We start from the raw sequence: 16,074 nt of genomic DNA, 5'->3' as shown, positions 1-16,074 counted from the left end.
GCAGGCGGGTGGCGCACAACCAACAACTCGAAATTACTGGAATTTGAAAGACCAGAGGTCGCACCGCATTTCTTCAAATCCTGTCTCTCCCGTTGACCCCGTCAAAAATGCTTCTGGTCAGCGCCACTGGCGCCGGAGGCGCTCGCCTGCGGCACGCGAAATCGTCGGGTAGCGGTCCGCGCCGATCAAGGCCAGCACCTCGGGGTGCGTTTGCGGCCCGGCGACGGCGCCGCCGTCCACGTACTTCGCCGCGAGGCGACTCGTACCGGGTTCGCCGACGCGGATCACCGGCTGGCGGAGCGATTGCAGTTTCGGGTCCGCATAAGTGACCGCGTGGACGCAGTTCTGCACCGCCCGGTTGCCGCGGAAGGAATCGACGCTCCGGAACGTCACGGCGCCGCTGTTGAGCGTGTTCGCCTGGCGCGCGGCGAGTTCGTACCGCTGCGCGTCGGTCTCGAACGGCCCCCACACCGACACCTGGGCGTTGTTGGCCGCCATCTTCGCGAACGTCTCGTCGAGCGTGTAGTTCCTCCCCTCAACGGGGCGTATGCGCAGCGGTTGCACCGGGCCGGAGGCGGGCAGCCAACTGATTGTGACCTGCTCCACCGCCGTCCGGCCGTCAGCGGTCGGCGTGGTTTTCACGAACGTCGCCCAGGTGTGCGCGGTGCGCGGTTTGAACGGAACCGACTGCCCCCCGAACAGAACGAAATAGTACCGTGAGCCCGGCGCGCACTCGGCGGCCGGCACGGTTCCGATCAAGGAGAGGGCGGCGAAGCAAGCGAACATGGCTCGGGCTCCGGGTGGCGTTCCCAACATAATCTCGGGGAGATGCGGAACTTGTACCCGTTCGCAGGTCCGGTGAACGTAACCGTAATTTCCCGACACGTGCAACCGGCAAAGGCCGAACGACGCGCCCCCGCGGCACGTTGACCGCGGGGGCGCGTCGTTCGGAGTGGCGATAACGCGTTACGGGGCACCCGGGCGCAAGCGGTTCCCGTCCTTATCGACCCACGTGAACGGCCGGACCACGTCCACCGGTTTCGTGGAGATCTTTTCGCCCAGGATGTTCTCGAACACCGTTCCGTACACGCGCTCGATGGGGATCATTGCGTGCGCGGCCATGATCTGGTGAACGAGGCCCTGGTTCGTGACCACCACGCGGCCCCCCTTACCGCACGCGACCACGCGGTTGCCCGGCGCGCCCGCCGCGTCCTTCTGCATCTGCTCGAACTTCTTGGCACCGAGGGTGACATCGGGGCCGTCGATCGGCGGCGGCGGGAGCTTCGGCGCGAGCGGGCGCCCGGTCGGGTCGCGGTAGGTCAGCGCGTCCTTCTCGTCCATCGGGTCCGGCGGGTCGTAGGCGACCGCTTCGACCACGATGCCGAACTCCCGGCGCAACTTCTCCGCATGCGCCTTGCGGAACAGCTCCTTGAACGTGGCCCCGTCGTTCTTCGCGTCCCGCATGCAAGTCTTGGTGGTCTCCACGACCCATTTCGCTTCGCGGAGGAAGGTTTGGGCGTCCACCGGGCCGGCGACGCAGTGCAGCACACGGCCGTCCGGGGCGCAGAAGTACGCGGCCACGTTCCCGCCCTGCTTCTGCCCGCCCACGATTTTGAAGGTCGCGACCTTCTGGTACGACGACACGAAGTACTCGTTCACGAACGCACCGACCGCCGCGTTGTTCAGGGCGCCCGCACGGAGCGCTTCGGCGTTGTTTCAGGTCAGGCCCGGGTCTTCGAAGTGGCCGGACACGTGCAGCACAAGGACGAGCTTCTGTTCTTTCTTGGCGACGGCGGCCGCTTCCTTGGGGCTGTCGACGAAATCGAGCCTCGTGCCGTGGCCGCAGGTTTCGGCGGCGCCGCCGGGGGCCGCGACGAGCGCGACCGCAGCGAGCGCAAGCAGAGACCGACGCATGGGAACTACCTCCGCGCGTGGGGGCGGGCGAACCTCATACTACCGTCCCCAAGACGCGGCAGGCGGCGGAAAGGATTGCCGCGTTACACGGGCGTTGCGCGGCTCTCCTGGTGCCCCGGCGCCCACAATTACTTCGGCCGGCGTCACTTCTTCTTCGCTTCGCCCTTGCGCCAGCCGAGCAGCACGATCTGGTACTCCTCGGCCTTGGCGTCGATCGGGATGACGAGTTCGTTGGTGTCCGGCGTCTTGGTGACGCGCTCCTTCTTCACCCCATCAAGGAACTCGTCGGGGCCGGCGAGGTCCTCGTACCCGGGCACGCCGTAGTGCATCGGCAGCGCGTACAGCCGCGGCTTGATCTGCTCCGTCACCTTCTGCGCCTGCTCGCCGTTGATGGTGTAGATGCCGCCGACCGGAACCATCAGCACGTCCACCTTGCCGATCGCCTTCACCTGCTCCGCGGTCAGCTCGTGGCCCAGGTCGCCCAGGTGGCACAGCACCAGGCCGTTCATCTCGATGATCCAGATGCTGTTCTTGCCGCGCTGCATCCCGTTGACGGTGTCGTGGTAGGTCGCGACGTTGCGCACGCGGATGCTGCCGCGCTTCTCGTCGTACGTCTTCCACTCCTGCTTCCCGGGTTTCGTCTCGACGACCCCGCGGTAGATGTCGGCCTCCTTGAGCTTCGTGTCCTTCTTCTGGGCCTCAACGAACTCGACGAGCGCGTGGTCCTCGTGCGAGTGGCTGACGAGGACGAACTCGGCGGGGATGATGGGGCGGCCGAACGCCGGGATGCCGTGCGGGTCGATCGCGATCAGGCGCCCCTCGGCCGACTCGATCTGGAAGAACGACTGCCCGAGCCACCGGATCTTGATCGACTTGTCCTTCGGCTCCTGCCCGGCCGCGCGCGAGGACGGTGCGGTGAGCGCGGCCGAGAGCAGGGCGGCCAGCAGAGCAGCAGAAGCGAACAACCGGGTCATGGATCTCTCCGCGGTGGTGTCGTCGGGGCCTTTGATCGGTTCGGGGCGCGGGTGGCGTTCGGCAAGCAACGGGGTGGCGCCGGCACCACTCGAGCTGATTCGGTACACGTTACGCGGCACAAATCGGCGGGCGACCGATTCGAGCCCCCGCCCTCACTTGGCGGCCACGTCGTAGCACCACAGCACGTCGCGCTCGCGGACGTAGAACTTGCCGTCCACGACCACCGGGTGCGCCCAGGTGTCGTTCTTGCCGTTCGGCACCTTGAACGCGCTGATCTCGGTGTACTTGTCGGCGGTCGCGTCCGCCAGCACCACCCAGCCGTCCGAGTACCGAATGTAGAGCTTGCCGTCCGCGTAGGTCAGCGACGCCGACCCGCGCCCCTCGCCGCCCTTGCGGGTCCAGAGCACCTTTCCGGTTTTCAAGTCCGCGCAGAACGGGGTGCCGCTGTCGTCGCGGTCGCCGAACAGCTTGTCGCCCACCAGGATCACACCGCCGTGTTTGTTCGTGAGCTGGTTGGCCCAATAAACCTCTTCGACCGCGAACTTTCCGCCCGTGCCGCTCACCTTCAGCAGCGCCGCGCCCCGGCCGTACCCCGCCGACGCGAACACGTACTCGCTCGTGACGATCGGGGTCGGGATGTTGGCGGTGTTCCCCCCGAACCGGCTGCTCGCGGTACCGTACCGCCACAACAGTTTGCCGGTTTTCGCGTCGAACGACACGAGCCCGTTCGCCATCAGTTGGATGTACTGTTTCACCCCGCCGAAGGTGCCGATCACTACCGACGAGTAGCCGGCGGCGTCCCCGCCCTCGACGGCGCCGGTCCATAACGGTTTGCCGGTCTTCTTGTCGAGCGCCACCATCGCCGCCTTGGCCCCGCCGGGCGTTACGATCAGGCTGTTGCCGTCGAGCAGCGGCGATTCGGTGAAGTTCCACCCGCCGGCCTGCCCGCCGAAGTCTTTCGGCAGGTTCTTGCGCCACACCTCTTTCCCGTCCTTCGCGCCGGCGCACACGAGGTCGCCGAACTGCCCCAGCGCGAACACCAGTGTTCCGTCGGTCGCGGGGGTGCAGCGCGGCCCCTGGTAGTTGCCGCCGGTCTTGCCGACCTTCCGCTCCCACACTTTCTTGCCGGTCTTGCGGTCGATCCCGAACAGGAAGCTGCTGTCCTTCCCGTCGCCCATCGTGAACACGCGGTCGCCGCTCACCGACACGCTGGAAAACCCGATCCCGATGCCTTCCGTCTTCCACGCCAGCGGCGGGCCGTCGCCGGGCCACTCTTTCAGTAACCCCTTGTCCTTCGATACGCCGGTTCGGTCGGGACCGCGAAACAGGGGCCAGTCGTCGGCGCGGGTGGGACTCTCGACGAACGCGAACGCGACGAGAAGAAGCGCTACGGGAACGCGGGACATGGTGACCTCGGGGGCGGGAGATTGTTGACTCTGGGCGCGGCAGGGACGGGGCGGCGTTCGGCGCGGGTATGGCCGACAGCCACACTCGACAGGAGTCAGGATTTCATACCGGCGCCGTTCCCTGAGGCAACGATACCACAGGGAACCCGGCCACCGCCACCAGGATGATGTGAGTAGGTCGGCCGGCTCCGGAACGCGGAAGCCCGCAGGTGCCGAAGCCGTTCGCGGTGGGCTGTGCAAATGATGCTGCGATCGGCCGGAACGTGAGCTGAACGAGGCGGGTCCAAGAAACCTGGGGCTCCGCGTGCTATCCGGCCGAGGCGAGCGGGGCGCGTTCCCGCAACACGCGGTCCACGAGCAGGATCAGCTTCTCCGGATCAACCGGCTTTTGGAGGAAGTCGTACGCGCCGAGCCTCATGGCCTCGACCGCTTCGCGCACCGACCCGTGCCCGGTGACCACCACCACCTGGCACCCGAGCCCGCGGTCCTGCACTTCGCGCAGCACCCGCATCCCGCTCGCCTTCGGCATCCGTAGATCGGTGATGACCAGCGCGTACTCGCGCTCGGCGAGCAGTTCGAGCCCGCGCACGCCGTCCGGGGCGGTATCGACTTCGACGCCCAGCGCGACCTGAAGCAGATCTTGAAGAGACGTGCGGCTGTCGGGCAGGTCTTCAACCACCAGTACGCGGCGTGAAACGGGCGGGGCCAGGCGTGCGCTCATCGCGGGCTCCTGTGTCGGTCCCTGACATCAACCAGAACCAGTATACAGCAGAACGATCGCGTAACTGCACCAAATTGACACATTCGCTAAACGCACCCCAGCTCCCCTGATCCGGCGCAACGGCACAACCCGTTCTTCGTATGAAGTGCTGGCGCCGGTTGTGCCGATTATGAGTTCGTGCCACTCCCCACGACGAACGCGCGACGCCGTCGCGTGCTGTGGTTCGCCGGTTACGCGCTGCTGGCGCTCGCGGGGTGCCACGCGCGGCCGTCGTCTTCGTTGTGCCCGGCGCCGGGGCCGGCACAACTCCCGGTCGCGAGCCGGCCCAATTTCGAGCCCGACCTGTCGGGTGTAACGGCCGAAGCGGTGCCACTCGTCCGCCCGGACAAGGGGCGGCGCCTCACCGCCCCCGACACGCGCAGGCTCGCACGCGCCAACGCCCCGTTCGCGGCGGACCTCGACCGGCACGAAGACAACCAAGGGCCGAACCACGAGAAGCTGAACAGGAAAGCAGCACGGTTCGCCGCGGCAAGCCGCCTCGTGCGCGGCCACGCCGCCGACGAGCTGCGCAACCGGGCCGCGGGCGAGGCCCTCGACGAGTTCTTTAAACTGGCCGGGGCCGAAGGGCAGTTCGATCTGCTGGCCGCCGCCGCGGCCGAACTCAAGGCCCAACTCGGCGAAGCGGAGCGGGCCGAACAGGCGGGATTGAAGGACCGCGCCGACACCCCGGCGCTGCGGCGCCAGTTGCTCGACATCGAGGCGCAGCAGGCGAAACTCGAAGCCGGCATCGGGGCGCTGAACGCCAGCCTCCGCGCCCGTCTCGGTTTGGAGGCGGGCGATCCGCTGCCGCTCTGGCCGGTCGACCCGCTCGCGGTTCGTCCCGATGACATCGATGTACCGGCGGCGGTTGCCACCGGGTTGGTCTACCGGCCGGACCTGAACGCGCTGCGGGTGCTCGCGGACGGCGGTGCGGCGGACCTGACGGACGCGGTGCTGACGGGGCTGAACCCGCTCCTGGCGAAGCTCAAGCCGGACAGCCCGCTCGCGCTGCTGCTCCTAGCGTGCCTCAAGGAACCGGAGCGTCAGACGGAGGCTGCGACCGGCCGCGCGGCCAGCGCGCTGGCGGCCCGGACCCGTCAGGCCGAGGCCGAGATCCGGGCCGCCGCAGTGAGCCTGCGTGGGTACCGGGCCGCGGTCGCGGCCCGCGCGCTCGATGTCCGGGCCGCGGAGGCACGCGTCAGCGAACTGGAGCAGCGCAAGGCGGCCGGGCTCAGCGTGGCGGCCGACCTCGCGGCCGCAAAACTCGCGGTGCTCAAGGCGAAGGGCGAACGGCTTTCGGCCGTGATCGAGTGGCACACGACGGAAGTGAAGCTGCGCCAGGCGATGGGGCTACTGGTGCGGGAGTAGACAGGGTTTAATTCGGAATGCGGAACGCGGAGTGCGGAATGACAGCCAAAAGGACTTGATGCCTTGGCTGTCATTCCGCACTCCGCGTTCCGCATTCCGAATTACACTTACGGCTTGATCGACGCGCCGACCGCGTTGGCGTCGATCTTGTACTTCAGGGTCGCGGTGGTCAGCTCGGACTCGACGCGGCCGAGCTTGTCCTTCATCTGCACCTTCACGTCACCGCTCATGGCGACCTCGCCGGTGCCGGCCATGAACGACAGCTCCTCGCAGGTGCCCTCGACACCGAACCCGGCGAACCGCACCTTACCCCGGGCGGTCACCGCCGAGAGGCCCACGCCCTTCTCCGGCGACTTGATGTCCACCTTCTCGCACGCCACCTTCAGCACCAGGTCGTCGCCCGACTTCACCTCGAACGTCGGCTCGCCCTCACCCACGCGGAGCACGATGCGGTACTTCATCGCCTCCACCTTGACGGCGCCAGCCGCCGGTGCCGGGGTCGGCTTGCTCGCCGGCACGTCCAGCGTCGGCTTTTCTTGCTCGATCGGCGTCGGCGTGATCTTCGGGCTCTCGATCAGCGCGGGCGGTTGGGCCGGCGCCCCCGTACCCAGCGGGAGCACCGAACCGGTCGGCTGCGCGGTGCCGGAAGCCGGCATCACCGGCGGGGTTGCCAAGGGCTTACTCGGGGCCATGCCGCCCGTGGCCTCAGGCGCCGGCAACGGGACGGTGAGCGGAGCGATTTTCGGCGCCTCGGCGACCGGCTTCGGCGGGTTCATCGGGGGCGCGGCCGGGGCCGGGGTGGTCGTCTTGGTCGGCTCCAGCGCGGGCTTCGCGTCCGGGAGCGGCAGGGCCGGCAGCGCGGGGGCGGCCTTCGGCTCCTCCGGCTTCGCCGCCTTTTCAATCGCCGGGACCGGCGGGGCGCCCGCCGGCAAAGACCTGACCGGCGCCGGGAACGCCGCCGGCAGCGCGGGCGGCAACTCGGGGAGTTTCGGCGATGACGGAGCCGGCAGTTCGGGGGGCAGCGCCTCGTTGACCTTCGGCGCCGACGGCGCGCCGGCCGGCGGCAGCTTCGGGGCCTCGGCGGTGACCGGCGCTTCGGGCTGGCGGCCCTTGGTCTTGTCCAGCTTCGGGCACTGGCTCGCGGCCGCGGCCAGGCCGCCGATCGACACGCCCAGCACGCCGGCCATCAGCTTCCAGCGGGTCAGCAACATGGTGATACACCTCTGCGCGGCGCGGCAACCAGGGGGACCGCGGGCATCCGAGCCCGGGGGTCACGTGCGCCAGGTTAAATCCCGGACAGGGAAATACCCGCGCCCGCTTCCCGTGTCTGCGCCACTTTCCCAGTGGCTCGGCTCGCGGCGGCAAGGCGGGGCAACCGGGCGCCCAATCACTACACCTCACAGGAACCCGCTCGCCCCCCGATTCGAGTGCGCAACATGAGCCGTCCAAAGGTGTTCGTCGCCCGCCGTATTCCCGACGAAGGGCTGAACGCGATCCGGGCCGTCTGCGACGTGGACGTGTGGCCCGAACAGCTCCCCCCGCCGCCCGCGGTGCTGCGCCGCCACGTGGCGGACTGCGACGGGCTGGTTTCGCTGCTCACCGACCGCGTGGACGCCGAACTCCTCGACGCGGCGCCGAAGCTGAAGGTGGTGAGCAACTTCGCGGTGGGGTTCAACAACGTCGATGTGGCCGCCTGCACCGCCCGCGGGGTGTGCGTCGGGAACACGCCCGGCGCGCTGACCGACGCGACGGCCGACATCGCGGTCACGCTGCTGCTCGCGGCGGCGCGGCGGGTGGGCGAGAGCGCGACCGACGCGAAGGAGGGGCGCTGGCTGACGTGGGAGCCGCTCGGGTGGCTCGGCTCGGACCTCGCGGGCCGCACGCTCGGGATCGTCGGCATGGGCCGCATCGGGTTCGCGGCGGCGAAGCGGCTCCACGGCGGCTGGGGCATGAAGGTGCTCTACACCGCCCGCGGCCCGAAGGAGGACGCCGACAAGGAACTGGGCGCCACCCGCGTGGAACTGGACGAGCTGCTGGCGCGGAGCGATTTCGTGTCGGTCCACGCGGACCTGAACCCGACGACGAAGGGGCTGTTCGGGGCGGCGCAGTTCGCAAAGATGAAGCGGACGGCGGTGTTCGTCAACACGTCGCGCGGGCCGCTGGTCGATCAGGCCGCGCTGGCCGCGGCGCTCCGCGACGGCACCATTTTCGCCGCGGGGCTCGACGTGACCGACCCGGAGCCGCTACCGACCGATCACGAGCTGTTCCGGCTCCCGAACTGCCTGATCGTGCCACACATCGCGAGCGCCACTATCGACACGCGTAACGCGATGGCACGGCTGTGTGCCAACAACCTCCTGGCGGGGGTGGGGGGCGCGGCGCTGCCGAACTGGGTCAACCCGGAGGTGGCGGACAAGCGGCGGGCGTGACGGACAGTGAGGGCGCGAAGCTACCGATTCGTGGTCCGGTTGCTGGCGTGCATTTTTGCTGATGTCTTTGTGGCACAGACATTCCTGTCTTTGCGGCGCGAGAAGGCCGCGCAGACAGGAATGTCTGTGCCACAAGAAACAGGCATAGTCAGGCGGATCGTGAACGAGAGCCGACACGCTTGCATTTCTGGAGCGCGGGCCTCCGGCCCGCCGGTTTGCTGCGAGGTGCCGCTCCGCGGATTCCCCGAAGCCACCTCACTCGCCGGGCCAGCGGGCCGGAGGCCCGCGCTCCAGCGCCGCCGCGTCAGTCCACATAGGGGTCCGCGCCGAGGTCCTGGAGCATCTCCTGGCGCTGCTTGTCGTAGTTCATCAGGTCGAGCCGCTGGCGGTAGTGCCGCGCCTCGACCCGCTTTTGCGCCTGCCGGAACAGCGGGGCGTAGGCGTTCCAGTCGCGGCTCCCGCCGGCCTTCCCGAGCTGCTCCAGCTCGCGCTGCTTCGCGACGCCCAGACCTTCGAGCAACTGGTCTTCGAGCGAGAGCATGAACTGCGCGCTGCCCGGGTCGCCCTGGCGGCCGGCGCGGCCGACGAGCTGCCGGTCGATGCGCTCGGCCTCGTGCCGCTCGGTGCCGATCACGTGCAGCCCGCCCTTCTCGGCCACCCCCGGCCCGAGCTTGATGTCGGTGCCGCGCCCGGCCATGTTGGTGGCCACCGTCACCCGGCCCGGCTGCCCGGCCGCGGCCACCACCTCCGCCTCGTTCTCGTTCTGCTCGGCGTTGAGCACCTGGTGCGCGACGCCCACCGCGGTCAGCTTCGCGCTGATCTTCTTCGACGCCTCCACGGTGCGGGTGCCGATCAGCACCGGGCGGCCCACGGCCAGCATCTCCTGCGTCTTGCGCACCACCGCGTCGAACTTGGCCTCCTCGGTCGGGAACACGAGGTCCGGCAGGTTGTCGCGGCGGTTCGGCTTGTTGGTGGGCACCTTGGTGGTCCACCGCCGGTACACCTTCCGCATCTCCCAGAAGTTCGGCAGCAGCGTCCCGGACATGCCCGCGAGCTTCGTGTACAGGCGGTAGAAGTTCTGGAACGTGATCTGCGCGGCGTGCGAGCTGGGCATGTTGATCTGCACCTGCTCCTTCGCCTCGACCGCCTGGTGCAGCCCGTCGCGCCAGTGCCGGTCGGGCATCGGGCGCCCGGTGCCCTCGTCGATGATGACGATCTTCTTCTCGCCGTTCACCATGTAGTGCTGGTCGCGCATGAACCGGTAGTGCGCCTGGAGCCCCCGCTCGACCGCCTCGAGCAGCTTATCCATCGCCTTCGCGTGCTTGCCGGTGGGCGGGTTCGAGTACCGCACGAGGTGCTTGCCCGCGTCGGTCAGCTCGATCTTGTCCTTCTTGGCGTTCATCACGAAGTGCTGGTCGCGCCGCATCTCGCGCGCGAGCTGGTCGGCCCACTTGAACACCACCTGCTCGTCGGGCTCGGCGGCCCGGGTGGGGTTCGCGATGATGAGCGGGGTCTTGGCCTCGTCCACGAAGATGCTGTCCGCCTCGTCCACGATGGCGTAGTGCAGGGGCCGCTGCACCCGCGGGTCCAGGCGCCCCGCGCCGCCGGTCCACGCGGCCCAGAAGGGGGCCGCGTTGGCCTGCCCGCCGCGGAGCTTCAGCCGGTCGCGCAGGAAGTCGAACCCGAACTCGGCCGCGGTGCCGTAGGTGATGTCGGCCTTGTACGCCGTCACCCGGGCGCTCTCGTCCATCTTCTGCTGGAGCACCCCGACGGACATGCCGAGCTTCTGGTACACCGGCCCGATCCACTCGGCGTCGCGCTTGGCGAGGTAGTCGTTGACGGTGGTGACGTGGACGCCCTTGCCGGAGAGCGCGTTCAGGTACGCCGGGGCCGACGCGCTGACCGTCTTGCCTTCCCCGGTGGAGAGCTCGACCAGCCCGCCGAAGTGCATCACCGTGCCGGCCGCGAGCTGCACGTCGAACGGCCGGATGTTGAGGGTGCGCTGGATCGAGACGGAGACCAGCCCGAACGCCTCCGGGAGCAGCGCGTCGAGGTCCCACTTGCCGCGGGCCTTGCCGCGCAGCTCCATGCTGAGTTCGATCAGCTTCTCGTCCGACACGTCCGCGTGCAGCTTCTCGTAGTACCGGATCTTGGGGATCATCAGCGCGGCCTTCGCGAGCCGGCGGGTCCACGGGGTCCCGACCCGCGAAACGGCGCTGTTGACGGACCACGACCCGAGCCGCCCGGGCGTGTTCTCAATCTTCCGCGGGGCTTCGTGCGGCAGTTCGACGGCACCCATGCGCGTACCTCGGCGAGCGTTGCTTCCCCGATTAGCATACGGCGTGATCCGGCGGACCGCTACCGCGGCAGTGGCCCCCGACCCTCCCGATCTGAAGCCGCGACGGGGCACGTTTTCCGCCCCGGTGCCATCAGTCGGATAGGGCGAAGCGGCCCTTCGCGCGACGCAAGGCCGGACGACCGAAGGGCCTCGCGACCGGTTTTGGCGTTTTCCGCTCGCGCGGGTCTGTAACGGGGGTTACAGTGCGACACAAGTGGCGCTCGGCTGATCAACGACGGGACATTTGCTGGCGTCGGACTGGCAACTCGCTACCGGTTCGCTGGGTGATCGCTACCACCGAATCCCGCCCGCAAAACCCGGACAACACGCACGGGCGAACAGAGGCCGGGTCCGAGACAGCCCGGACTGCTCGCCGCAACATCGCAAAAGGGTGGAACTTGTGCCGAATTCCATCCGGATCGCGGCGCCCCGCCCGCGGACCGGAATCGAAGGGCAAAGGGCCGGTTGAGAGCCGCACGAGCTGCCAGAACTACCGGACGCGAAAAATGCACGGCTCTCGGGGGCTACCCGGCCGCGCCCCCGAGAGCCGGCCGGCGGCCGGGGCCGGTTTACCGCACCGCGAGTTGCACCAGTACCACCGCGAGGAGGCCCAGGCTGATGACGCCGTTGACGTGGAAGAACGCGCGGTTCACGCGAGTCAGGTCGTCCGGGCGGACCAGCCAGTGTTCGTAAGCCAGAAGTACCCCGACGGCTCCCAGGCCCGTCAGGAAGATGATCCCGAGGTGCGGAGATGCGAAGTACAGCCCCACCAACAGCGCGAACATGACCGCGTGGCACCCGGCGGCGATGCGGAGGCTCCGAGGGATGCCGAACCGGGCGGGAACGCTGTGCAGTCCGGCGTCCTTATCGAACGCGGCGTCCTGGCAGGCGTAAAGGATGTCGAAGCCCGCGACCCAGAACCCGACCGCGCCGCCGAGCAGGAGCGGCACGGTCATCTCGGTAAAGCCCCGAATCGCGACCCACGCCGCCACCGGGGCGAGCATGAGCGCGACCCCGAGCCAGAAGTGGGCGAGGCTGGTGAACCGCTTGGCGAGCGAGTAGCCCATTACGAAGAGCAGCGTCGGGAGCGCCAGGTACAGCGGCCACGGGTTCGCGGGTTCGCGGAGGTAGAAAATGAGGGTGGAGGCCACAAAGCCCGCGCCGCAAAGGAGCGTGAACAGCCACACGGTCCCGACCGTCAGCGTGCCGGCGGGCAGGTGGCGCCCGGCGGTGCGGGGGTTCCGGGCGTCGATGTGCCGGTCGGCGACGCGGTTGAACGCCATCGCGGCGCTGCGCGCGAACACCATGCACAGCAGGACGCCGACGAGGTCTTCCCAGCGGAACGGCTCGTCCCGCCACGCGAGTGCCGCCGACAGGGCGGCGAACGGCAGCGCGAAGACGGTGTGGCTGAACCGGATCAGTTCCAGCAGCTTGCGTGTGACGGTGAGCATGGTGTCAGGTTTCGCGACTCGCCGCCGGGTTTCAACCCCGGCCGCACGAAGAAGAAACCGCGTTCGCGCCGGAGCCGCAACCCGATGAAAGGTCCGTGCCGACCGACGGTTTGATCTGGTACACCGTGTGCAAGTAGAATGGGGCTGGCTGTCCTTTCACCGTGAAGCGAAAGCACCTCATGCGCGTTCTCACCGCGATTCCCGTTTACAACGAGGCCAAGCATGTCCGCCACGTCCTCGCGGAGGTGCGGCAGTACACGCCCGACATCCTGGTCGTGAACGACGGCTCCACCGACGGCACCGCCGAACTGCTCGACCGCGAGCCCGGCCTCTTGCGGATCGATCACCCGCAGAACCGGGGGTACGGGGCGGCGCTGATCTCGGCGTTCGCGTTCGCCCGCGCGAGTGCATTCGACGTGTTGGTCACGATGGACTGCGACGGCCAGCACCAGCCCGAGCGCATTTCGGTGCTCCTGGAAGCGATTCACGACTGCGACATCGTGTCCGGCTCGCGCTACTTCCGCGACTTCCGCCAGGACACCCCGGCGCCCACCGACCGCCGGTTCATCAACGCCACCATCACCCGCGAGATCAACGCGAAGTACGGGTTCAACCTGACAGACACGTTCTGCGGGTTCAAAGCGTACCGGCGTGAGGCGCTGGAGAAGCTGAACATCACCGAGCGCGGCTGGGGGATGCCGCTGCAACTGTGGGTGCAGGCCGCCCGCCAGGAACTGCGGGTGAAGGAAATCGGGGTGCCGCGGCTGTACCTGGACCCGAACCGCGCGTTCGGCGGGGTGATGAACGACCCCGAACAGCGGCTCGCGTACTACCGCGACGTCCTCGCGTCCGCGGAACGCGACGAACTGCCCACGGCCCCTGCGGCGGCGTGCTGTCCGTGCCCGGGGACGTGCTGATGCTGCACCGGTTCCGCGCCCCGAAGGCCGACGGCGAGGTTCTGGCCGAACCGGGCTTCGACGCCGTTCCGGGGCTCGTCGAAGCCAACCGCAAGCGTCTCGATCGGGCGGATGTGGTCGTTGGCGGGTTGCCGCTTCGCGAGTTGCGGGCGTTGGCACGGCGTGAAGTGATGGAGTTAGCGGGCGGAACGGGCCACGGCCCGCTGCTGCTCGCGGGGCACCAGCCCGAGTTGTCGCACCCGGGCGTGTGGGTCAAGAACTTCGCGCTCAACGGCCTCGCCCGGCGGCTCGACGGGGTTCCGCTCAACCTGATCGTTGACAACGATACGCTCAAGGGCACCGCGATCCGCTTCCCGGTTTTCCGCGATCGCGCCCCGGCTTCCGTTCACGTTCAGGCCCTGAGCTTCGACACGCTCGCGGGCGAAGTTCCTTACGAGGACCGCACGGTTCGCGACGGCGAACAGTTCCGCACGTTCGCGGAACGGGCCGCCCCGCTCTGGGCCGATTGGGGCTACGAACCGCTACTGGCAAAACACTGGGCCGGCGGCGCAAACGTGGGCGAGTCGTTCACGGCAATGCGCGTGGCGCGTGAGCGGGCGTGGGGCTGTCGCAACCGCGAACTGCCGGTCAGCCGGCTGTCGCGAACGGACGCGTTCGCGCGCTTCGCCCGTCACATCCTCGGCGAACTGCCGCGGTTCCACGAGGTGTACAACGCGGCGATTCGCGCTTACCGGACCGCGAACGGCGTTCGCAGCATGAACCACCCGGCGCCGGAGTTGGCGGAGGGCGAAGGCCCGTTCTGGGTGCGCACCAGCGCCGGCCGGCGGCAGCGCGCGACACCCGCGAGCGACACGAACCAACTGCGCCCGCGGGCGCTCACGCTAACGCTCTTCGCCCGCGTGTGCCTGGGCGATTTCTTCATTCACGGGATCGGCGGCGGGAAGTACGACGAGGTCACCGACGACATCATTCGCGACTACTTCGGTATCGAGCCGCCCGCGTATCAGGTGCTGTCCGCAACCTTGCATTTGCCGCTCCCGGCGTTTCCGTCGGCCGCTCGCGACTTGCAGACCGCGGAACGCCGGGTACGTGATCTGCGCTGGAACCCGCACGCGCGTCCGAACGCGCCAACCGATCTCGTGCGCGAACACAAAGCGATCACGGCATCGGAGCCGCCTTACAGTAATCACGCCGCCCGGCGCGAGTGGTTCCGGGCGCTGCAACGGGTAAAAGAAGGGTTACGGAAAGCTGCGGCGAATGAAGTACCCGCTGCCGAGGCCGACGTGCAGCGTATCAGGCGCGAAGTCGAAGCGAACGCGATCCTCCGGCGCCGCGACTACCCCTGGGTTCTGTATCCGGAAGAGACCTTGCGGCCGTTTCTGGTCGGTGTGAGCGAGCGTGCGAACGGGAGTTAAAAACGCCGGAGGCCGGAACCTCTGCGGCTCCGGCCTCGGGTCTTGTCTGATCTCGTACCGACGCCGATTACGGCTTCTTCTCGTCGACCATCTTCTTGATGGCGGCGAGGATCTCGGCGACCTTCTCGTCGGTCAGTTCGTCCGTCTTGAGGCTCCACCGCTGCACGATCCGCAACCGGTTGTAGATGACAATGGTGACCGGCGCCGTTTCTTCGATCTTGAACGCGGTCACCGCGGCGGACTTGTCGGCCGCCAGCCCGAACGGCACCTTGTTCGCCCGCACTTTGCAGGCGTACTCCTGCACCAGCTTGACCTTATCCGCCCGCTTCTCGTCGTGCGGGAACTCCAGGTCCACCGCGACCTTCTGTTCGCTCCCGTCCTCGCCCTTCACGGTAACGGCCTTGGTGCCCCCCTCGAGCCAGAGGAACATCACGAACGCGGCCAGCTTGTCAGCCTGGTACGTGGTCATCAGGCCGTCGCGGGGCCGCACGTCGCGGACCTTCGGGTCATCGTTTTCTCGGTCCAGTCCCCGCAGCAGTTTGCCCAGTCCGGCGTCCGCGGTGAGCCGGGGGGCGTCCGCGCGCACGAAGATGGCCACCACCGGCGCCAGCCCGTACTCGCTAACGAGGTCGTGCATCTTACCGGTGCGGTCCCGCGGGTCGCGGTCGCTGTCGTTGACCTTGTCCTCGTCCTTGGCCTTTTCGCCCAGCGCGAGCGCGGCGCACTCCGGCCACCCGTCGCCCGTATCGAGCCGGTGCTTGGTTTTGAGCGAGAACCGGTTGTCCACCACGAGCTGGGCGCGGAACGTGGACGGGACCACGTTCGCGGCCTTCGCGCCGCCCTTCGGCTCCTGGGCCTGTGCGAGCGCGAACCCGGCGACCAGTCCGCCCAGCGCGACCGCCAATCGAATGCTCATCCGCTCCTCCCGAGTCGGGCGCCAGGGCACCACGTGATGCTTTCAGCCTGACAGCCGCCGCCGGTCCCGTCAAGCGGCCGGCGCGGCCGGCGCGGGAAGTTTCTCCCGTAGCGGTACGAGTTTGTGGCGCGTAGCACGTGTCCACTCGCGCCCCGGATATTCGGGCGCGCCGGAAAAGTGCGTCG

14 protein-coding genes are annotated in these 16,074 nt (G+C 68.4%); 4 read left to right on the top strand and 10 right to left on the bottom strand.

From position 1 onward, the window contains the following. Positions 1 to 117: 117 nt before the first annotated feature. From GobsT_RS03060 to GobsT_RS03035, 6 genes are all read right to left on the bottom strand, one after another. Positions 118 to 786 carry a hypothetical protein gene (locus GobsT_RS03060; protein WP_010049528.1) on the bottom strand — a complete coding sequence of 223 codons (669 nt, stop codon included), beginning with the start codon at positions 784 to 786 and terminating at the stop codon, positions 118 to 120. Between the two features lie 180 nt (positions 787 to 966). Next, positions 967 to 1,659, bottom strand: coding sequence for a hypothetical protein (locus GobsT_RS03055; RefSeq protein ID WP_010049529.1), 693 nt, complete (start codon positions 1,657 to 1,659; stop codon positions 967 to 969). Positions 1,660 to 1,716: 57 nt separating this feature from the next. Continuing rightward, positions 1,717 to 1,914: a hypothetical protein gene (locus tag GobsT_RS03050; RefSeq protein ID WP_010049531.1), complete on the bottom strand. Its 198-nt coding sequence runs from the start codon at positions 1,912 to 1,914 to the stop codon at positions 1,717 to 1,719. A 143-nt stretch (positions 1,915 to 2,057) separates the two neighbouring features. Beyond that, positions 2,058 to 2,888, bottom strand: coding sequence for an MBL fold metallo-hydrolase (locus GobsT_RS03045; RefSeq protein WP_010049534.1), 831 nt, complete (start codon positions 2,886 to 2,888; stop codon positions 2,058 to 2,060). A 153-nt stretch (positions 2,889 to 3,041) separates the two neighbouring features. Next, complete coding sequence (locus tag GobsT_RS03040; protein ID WP_010049536.1) at positions 3,042 to 4,295, bottom strand: PQQ-binding-like beta-propeller repeat protein; 1,254 nt, start codon at positions 4,293 to 4,295, stop codon at positions 3,042 to 3,044. Between the two features lie 307 nt (positions 4,296 to 4,602). After that, complete coding sequence (locus tag GobsT_RS03035; RefSeq protein WP_010049538.1) at positions 4,603 to 5,016, bottom strand: response regulator; 414 nt, start codon at positions 5,014 to 5,016, stop codon at positions 4,603 to 4,605. A gap of 213 nt (positions 5,017 to 5,229) precedes the next feature. Here GobsT_RS03035 and GobsT_RS03030 point away from each other — a divergent pair, with 213 nt between their 5' ends. Continuing rightward, complete coding sequence (locus GobsT_RS03030) at positions 5,230 to 6,423, top strand: TolC family protein (RefSeq protein WP_010049540.1); 1,194 nt, start codon at positions 5,230 to 5,232, stop codon at positions 6,421 to 6,423. 107 nt (positions 6,424 to 6,530) lie between these two features. Here the strand turns inward: GobsT_RS03030 and GobsT_RS03025 are convergent, their stop codons facing one another. After that, the gene (locus GobsT_RS03025) at positions 6,531 to 7,634 is read right to left on the bottom strand and encodes a hypothetical protein (protein WP_010052699.1); all 1,104 of its coding nucleotides are present in this window, start codon (positions 7,632 to 7,634) and stop codon (positions 6,531 to 6,533) included. Positions 7,635 to 7,859: 225 nt separating this feature from the next. Between GobsT_RS03025 and GobsT_RS03020 the strand changes: the two genes are divergently transcribed. Next, a complete protein-coding gene (locus tag GobsT_RS03020; RefSeq protein WP_010052697.1) occupies positions 7,860 to 8,852 on the top strand; it encodes a 2-hydroxyacid dehydrogenase in 993 nt (330 codons plus the stop codon). A 304-nt stretch (positions 8,853 to 9,156) separates the two neighbouring features. Here GobsT_RS03020 and GobsT_RS03015 read toward each other — a convergent pair whose 3' ends face one another. Beyond that, positions 9,157 to 11,151 carry a preprotein translocase subunit SecA gene (locus tag GobsT_RS03015; protein ID WP_010046373.1) on the bottom strand — a complete coding sequence of 665 codons (1,995 nt, stop codon included), beginning with the start codon at positions 11,149 to 11,151 and terminating at the stop codon, positions 9,157 to 9,159. A gap of 608 nt (positions 11,152 to 11,759) precedes the next feature. Continuing rightward, entirely contained in the window at positions 11,760 to 12,641 is an 882-nt protein-coding gene (locus tag GobsT_RS03010) for a UbiA-like polyprenyltransferase (RefSeq protein ID WP_010046376.1), read from the bottom strand. Positions 12,642 to 12,820: 179 nt separating this feature from the next. Between GobsT_RS03010 and GobsT_RS03005 the strand changes: the two genes are divergently transcribed. Both GobsT_RS03005 and GobsT_RS03000 read left to right on the top strand, forming a co-directional pair. Beyond that, positions 12,821 to 13,558 (top strand): glycosyltransferase family 2 protein, encoded by a 738-nt coding sequence (locus GobsT_RS03005; RefSeq protein ID WP_010046378.1) that lies wholly within the window; start codon positions 12,821 to 12,823, stop codon positions 13,556 to 13,558. Next, the gene (locus GobsT_RS03000; protein ID WP_029601163.1) at positions 13,531 to 14,973 is read left to right on the top strand and encodes a hypothetical protein; all 1,443 of its coding nucleotides are present in this window, start codon (positions 13,531 to 13,533) and stop codon (positions 14,971 to 14,973) included. The genes GobsT_RS03005 and GobsT_RS03000 overlap by 28 nt, the downstream gene beginning before the upstream one ends. 67 nt (positions 14,974 to 15,040) lie before the next feature. Here GobsT_RS03000 and GobsT_RS02995 read toward each other — a convergent pair whose 3' ends face one another. Further along, entirely contained in the window at positions 15,041 to 15,889 is an 849-nt protein-coding gene (locus GobsT_RS02995; RefSeq protein WP_010046384.1) for a hypothetical protein, read from the bottom strand. Between the last annotated feature and the right edge of the window lie 185 nt (positions 15,890 to 16,074).

It is taken from the genome of Gemmata obscuriglobus (assembly GCF_008065095.1).
Classification (GTDB): domain Bacteria; phylum Planctomycetota; class Planctomycetia; order Gemmatales; family Gemmataceae; genus Gemmata; species Gemmata obscuriglobus.
This window is presented reverse-complemented; position numbering and strand designations above follow the sequence as displayed.

What these genes read in the sequence shown, in the direction of transcription:
- GobsT_RS03060 (WP_010049528.1), bottom strand. Translation starts at nt 786, where the DNA reads ATGTTCGCTTGCTTCGCCGCCCTCTCCTTGATCGGAACCGTGCCGGCC.
- GobsT_RS03050 (WP_010049531.1), bottom strand. Translation starts at nt 1,914, where the DNA reads ATGCGTCGGTCTCTGCTTGCGCTCGCTGCGGTCGCGCTCGTCGCGGCC.
- GobsT_RS03045 (WP_010049534.1), bottom strand. Translation starts at nt 2,888, where the DNA reads ATGACCCGGTTGTTCGCTTCTGCTGCTCTGCTGGCCGCCCTGCTCTCG.
- GobsT_RS03040 (WP_010049536.1), bottom strand. Translation starts at nt 4,295, where the DNA reads ATGTCCCGCGTTCCCGTAGCGCTTCTTCTCGTCGCGTTCGCGTTCGTC.
- GobsT_RS03035 (WP_010049538.1), bottom strand. Translation starts at nt 5,016, where the DNA reads ATGAGCGCACGCCTGGCCCCGCCCGTTTCACGCCGCGTACTGGTGGTT.
- GobsT_RS03025 (WP_010052699.1), bottom strand. Translation starts at nt 7,634, where the DNA reads ATGTTGCTGACCCGCTGGAAGCTGATGGCCGGCGTGCTGGGCGTGTCG.
- GobsT_RS03020 (WP_010052697.1), top strand. Translation starts at nt 7,860, where the DNA reads ATGAGCCGTCCAAAGGTGTTCGTCGCCCGCCGTATTCCCGACGAAGGG.
- GobsT_RS03015 (WP_010046373.1), bottom strand. Translation starts at nt 11,151, where the DNA reads ATGGGTGCCGTCGAACTGCCGCACGAAGCCCCGCGGAAGATTGAGAAC.
- GobsT_RS03010 (WP_010046376.1), bottom strand. Translation starts at nt 12,641, where the DNA reads ATGCTCACCGTCACACGCAAGCTGCTGGAACTGATCCGGTTCAGCCAC.
- GobsT_RS03005 (WP_010046378.1), top strand. Translation starts at nt 12,821, where the DNA reads ATGCGCGTTCTCACCGCGATTCCCGTTTACAACGAGGCCAAGCATGTC.
- GobsT_RS02995 (WP_010046384.1), bottom strand. Translation starts at nt 15,889, where the DNA reads ATGAGCATTCGATTGGCGGTCGCGCTGGGCGGACTGGTCGCCGGGTTC.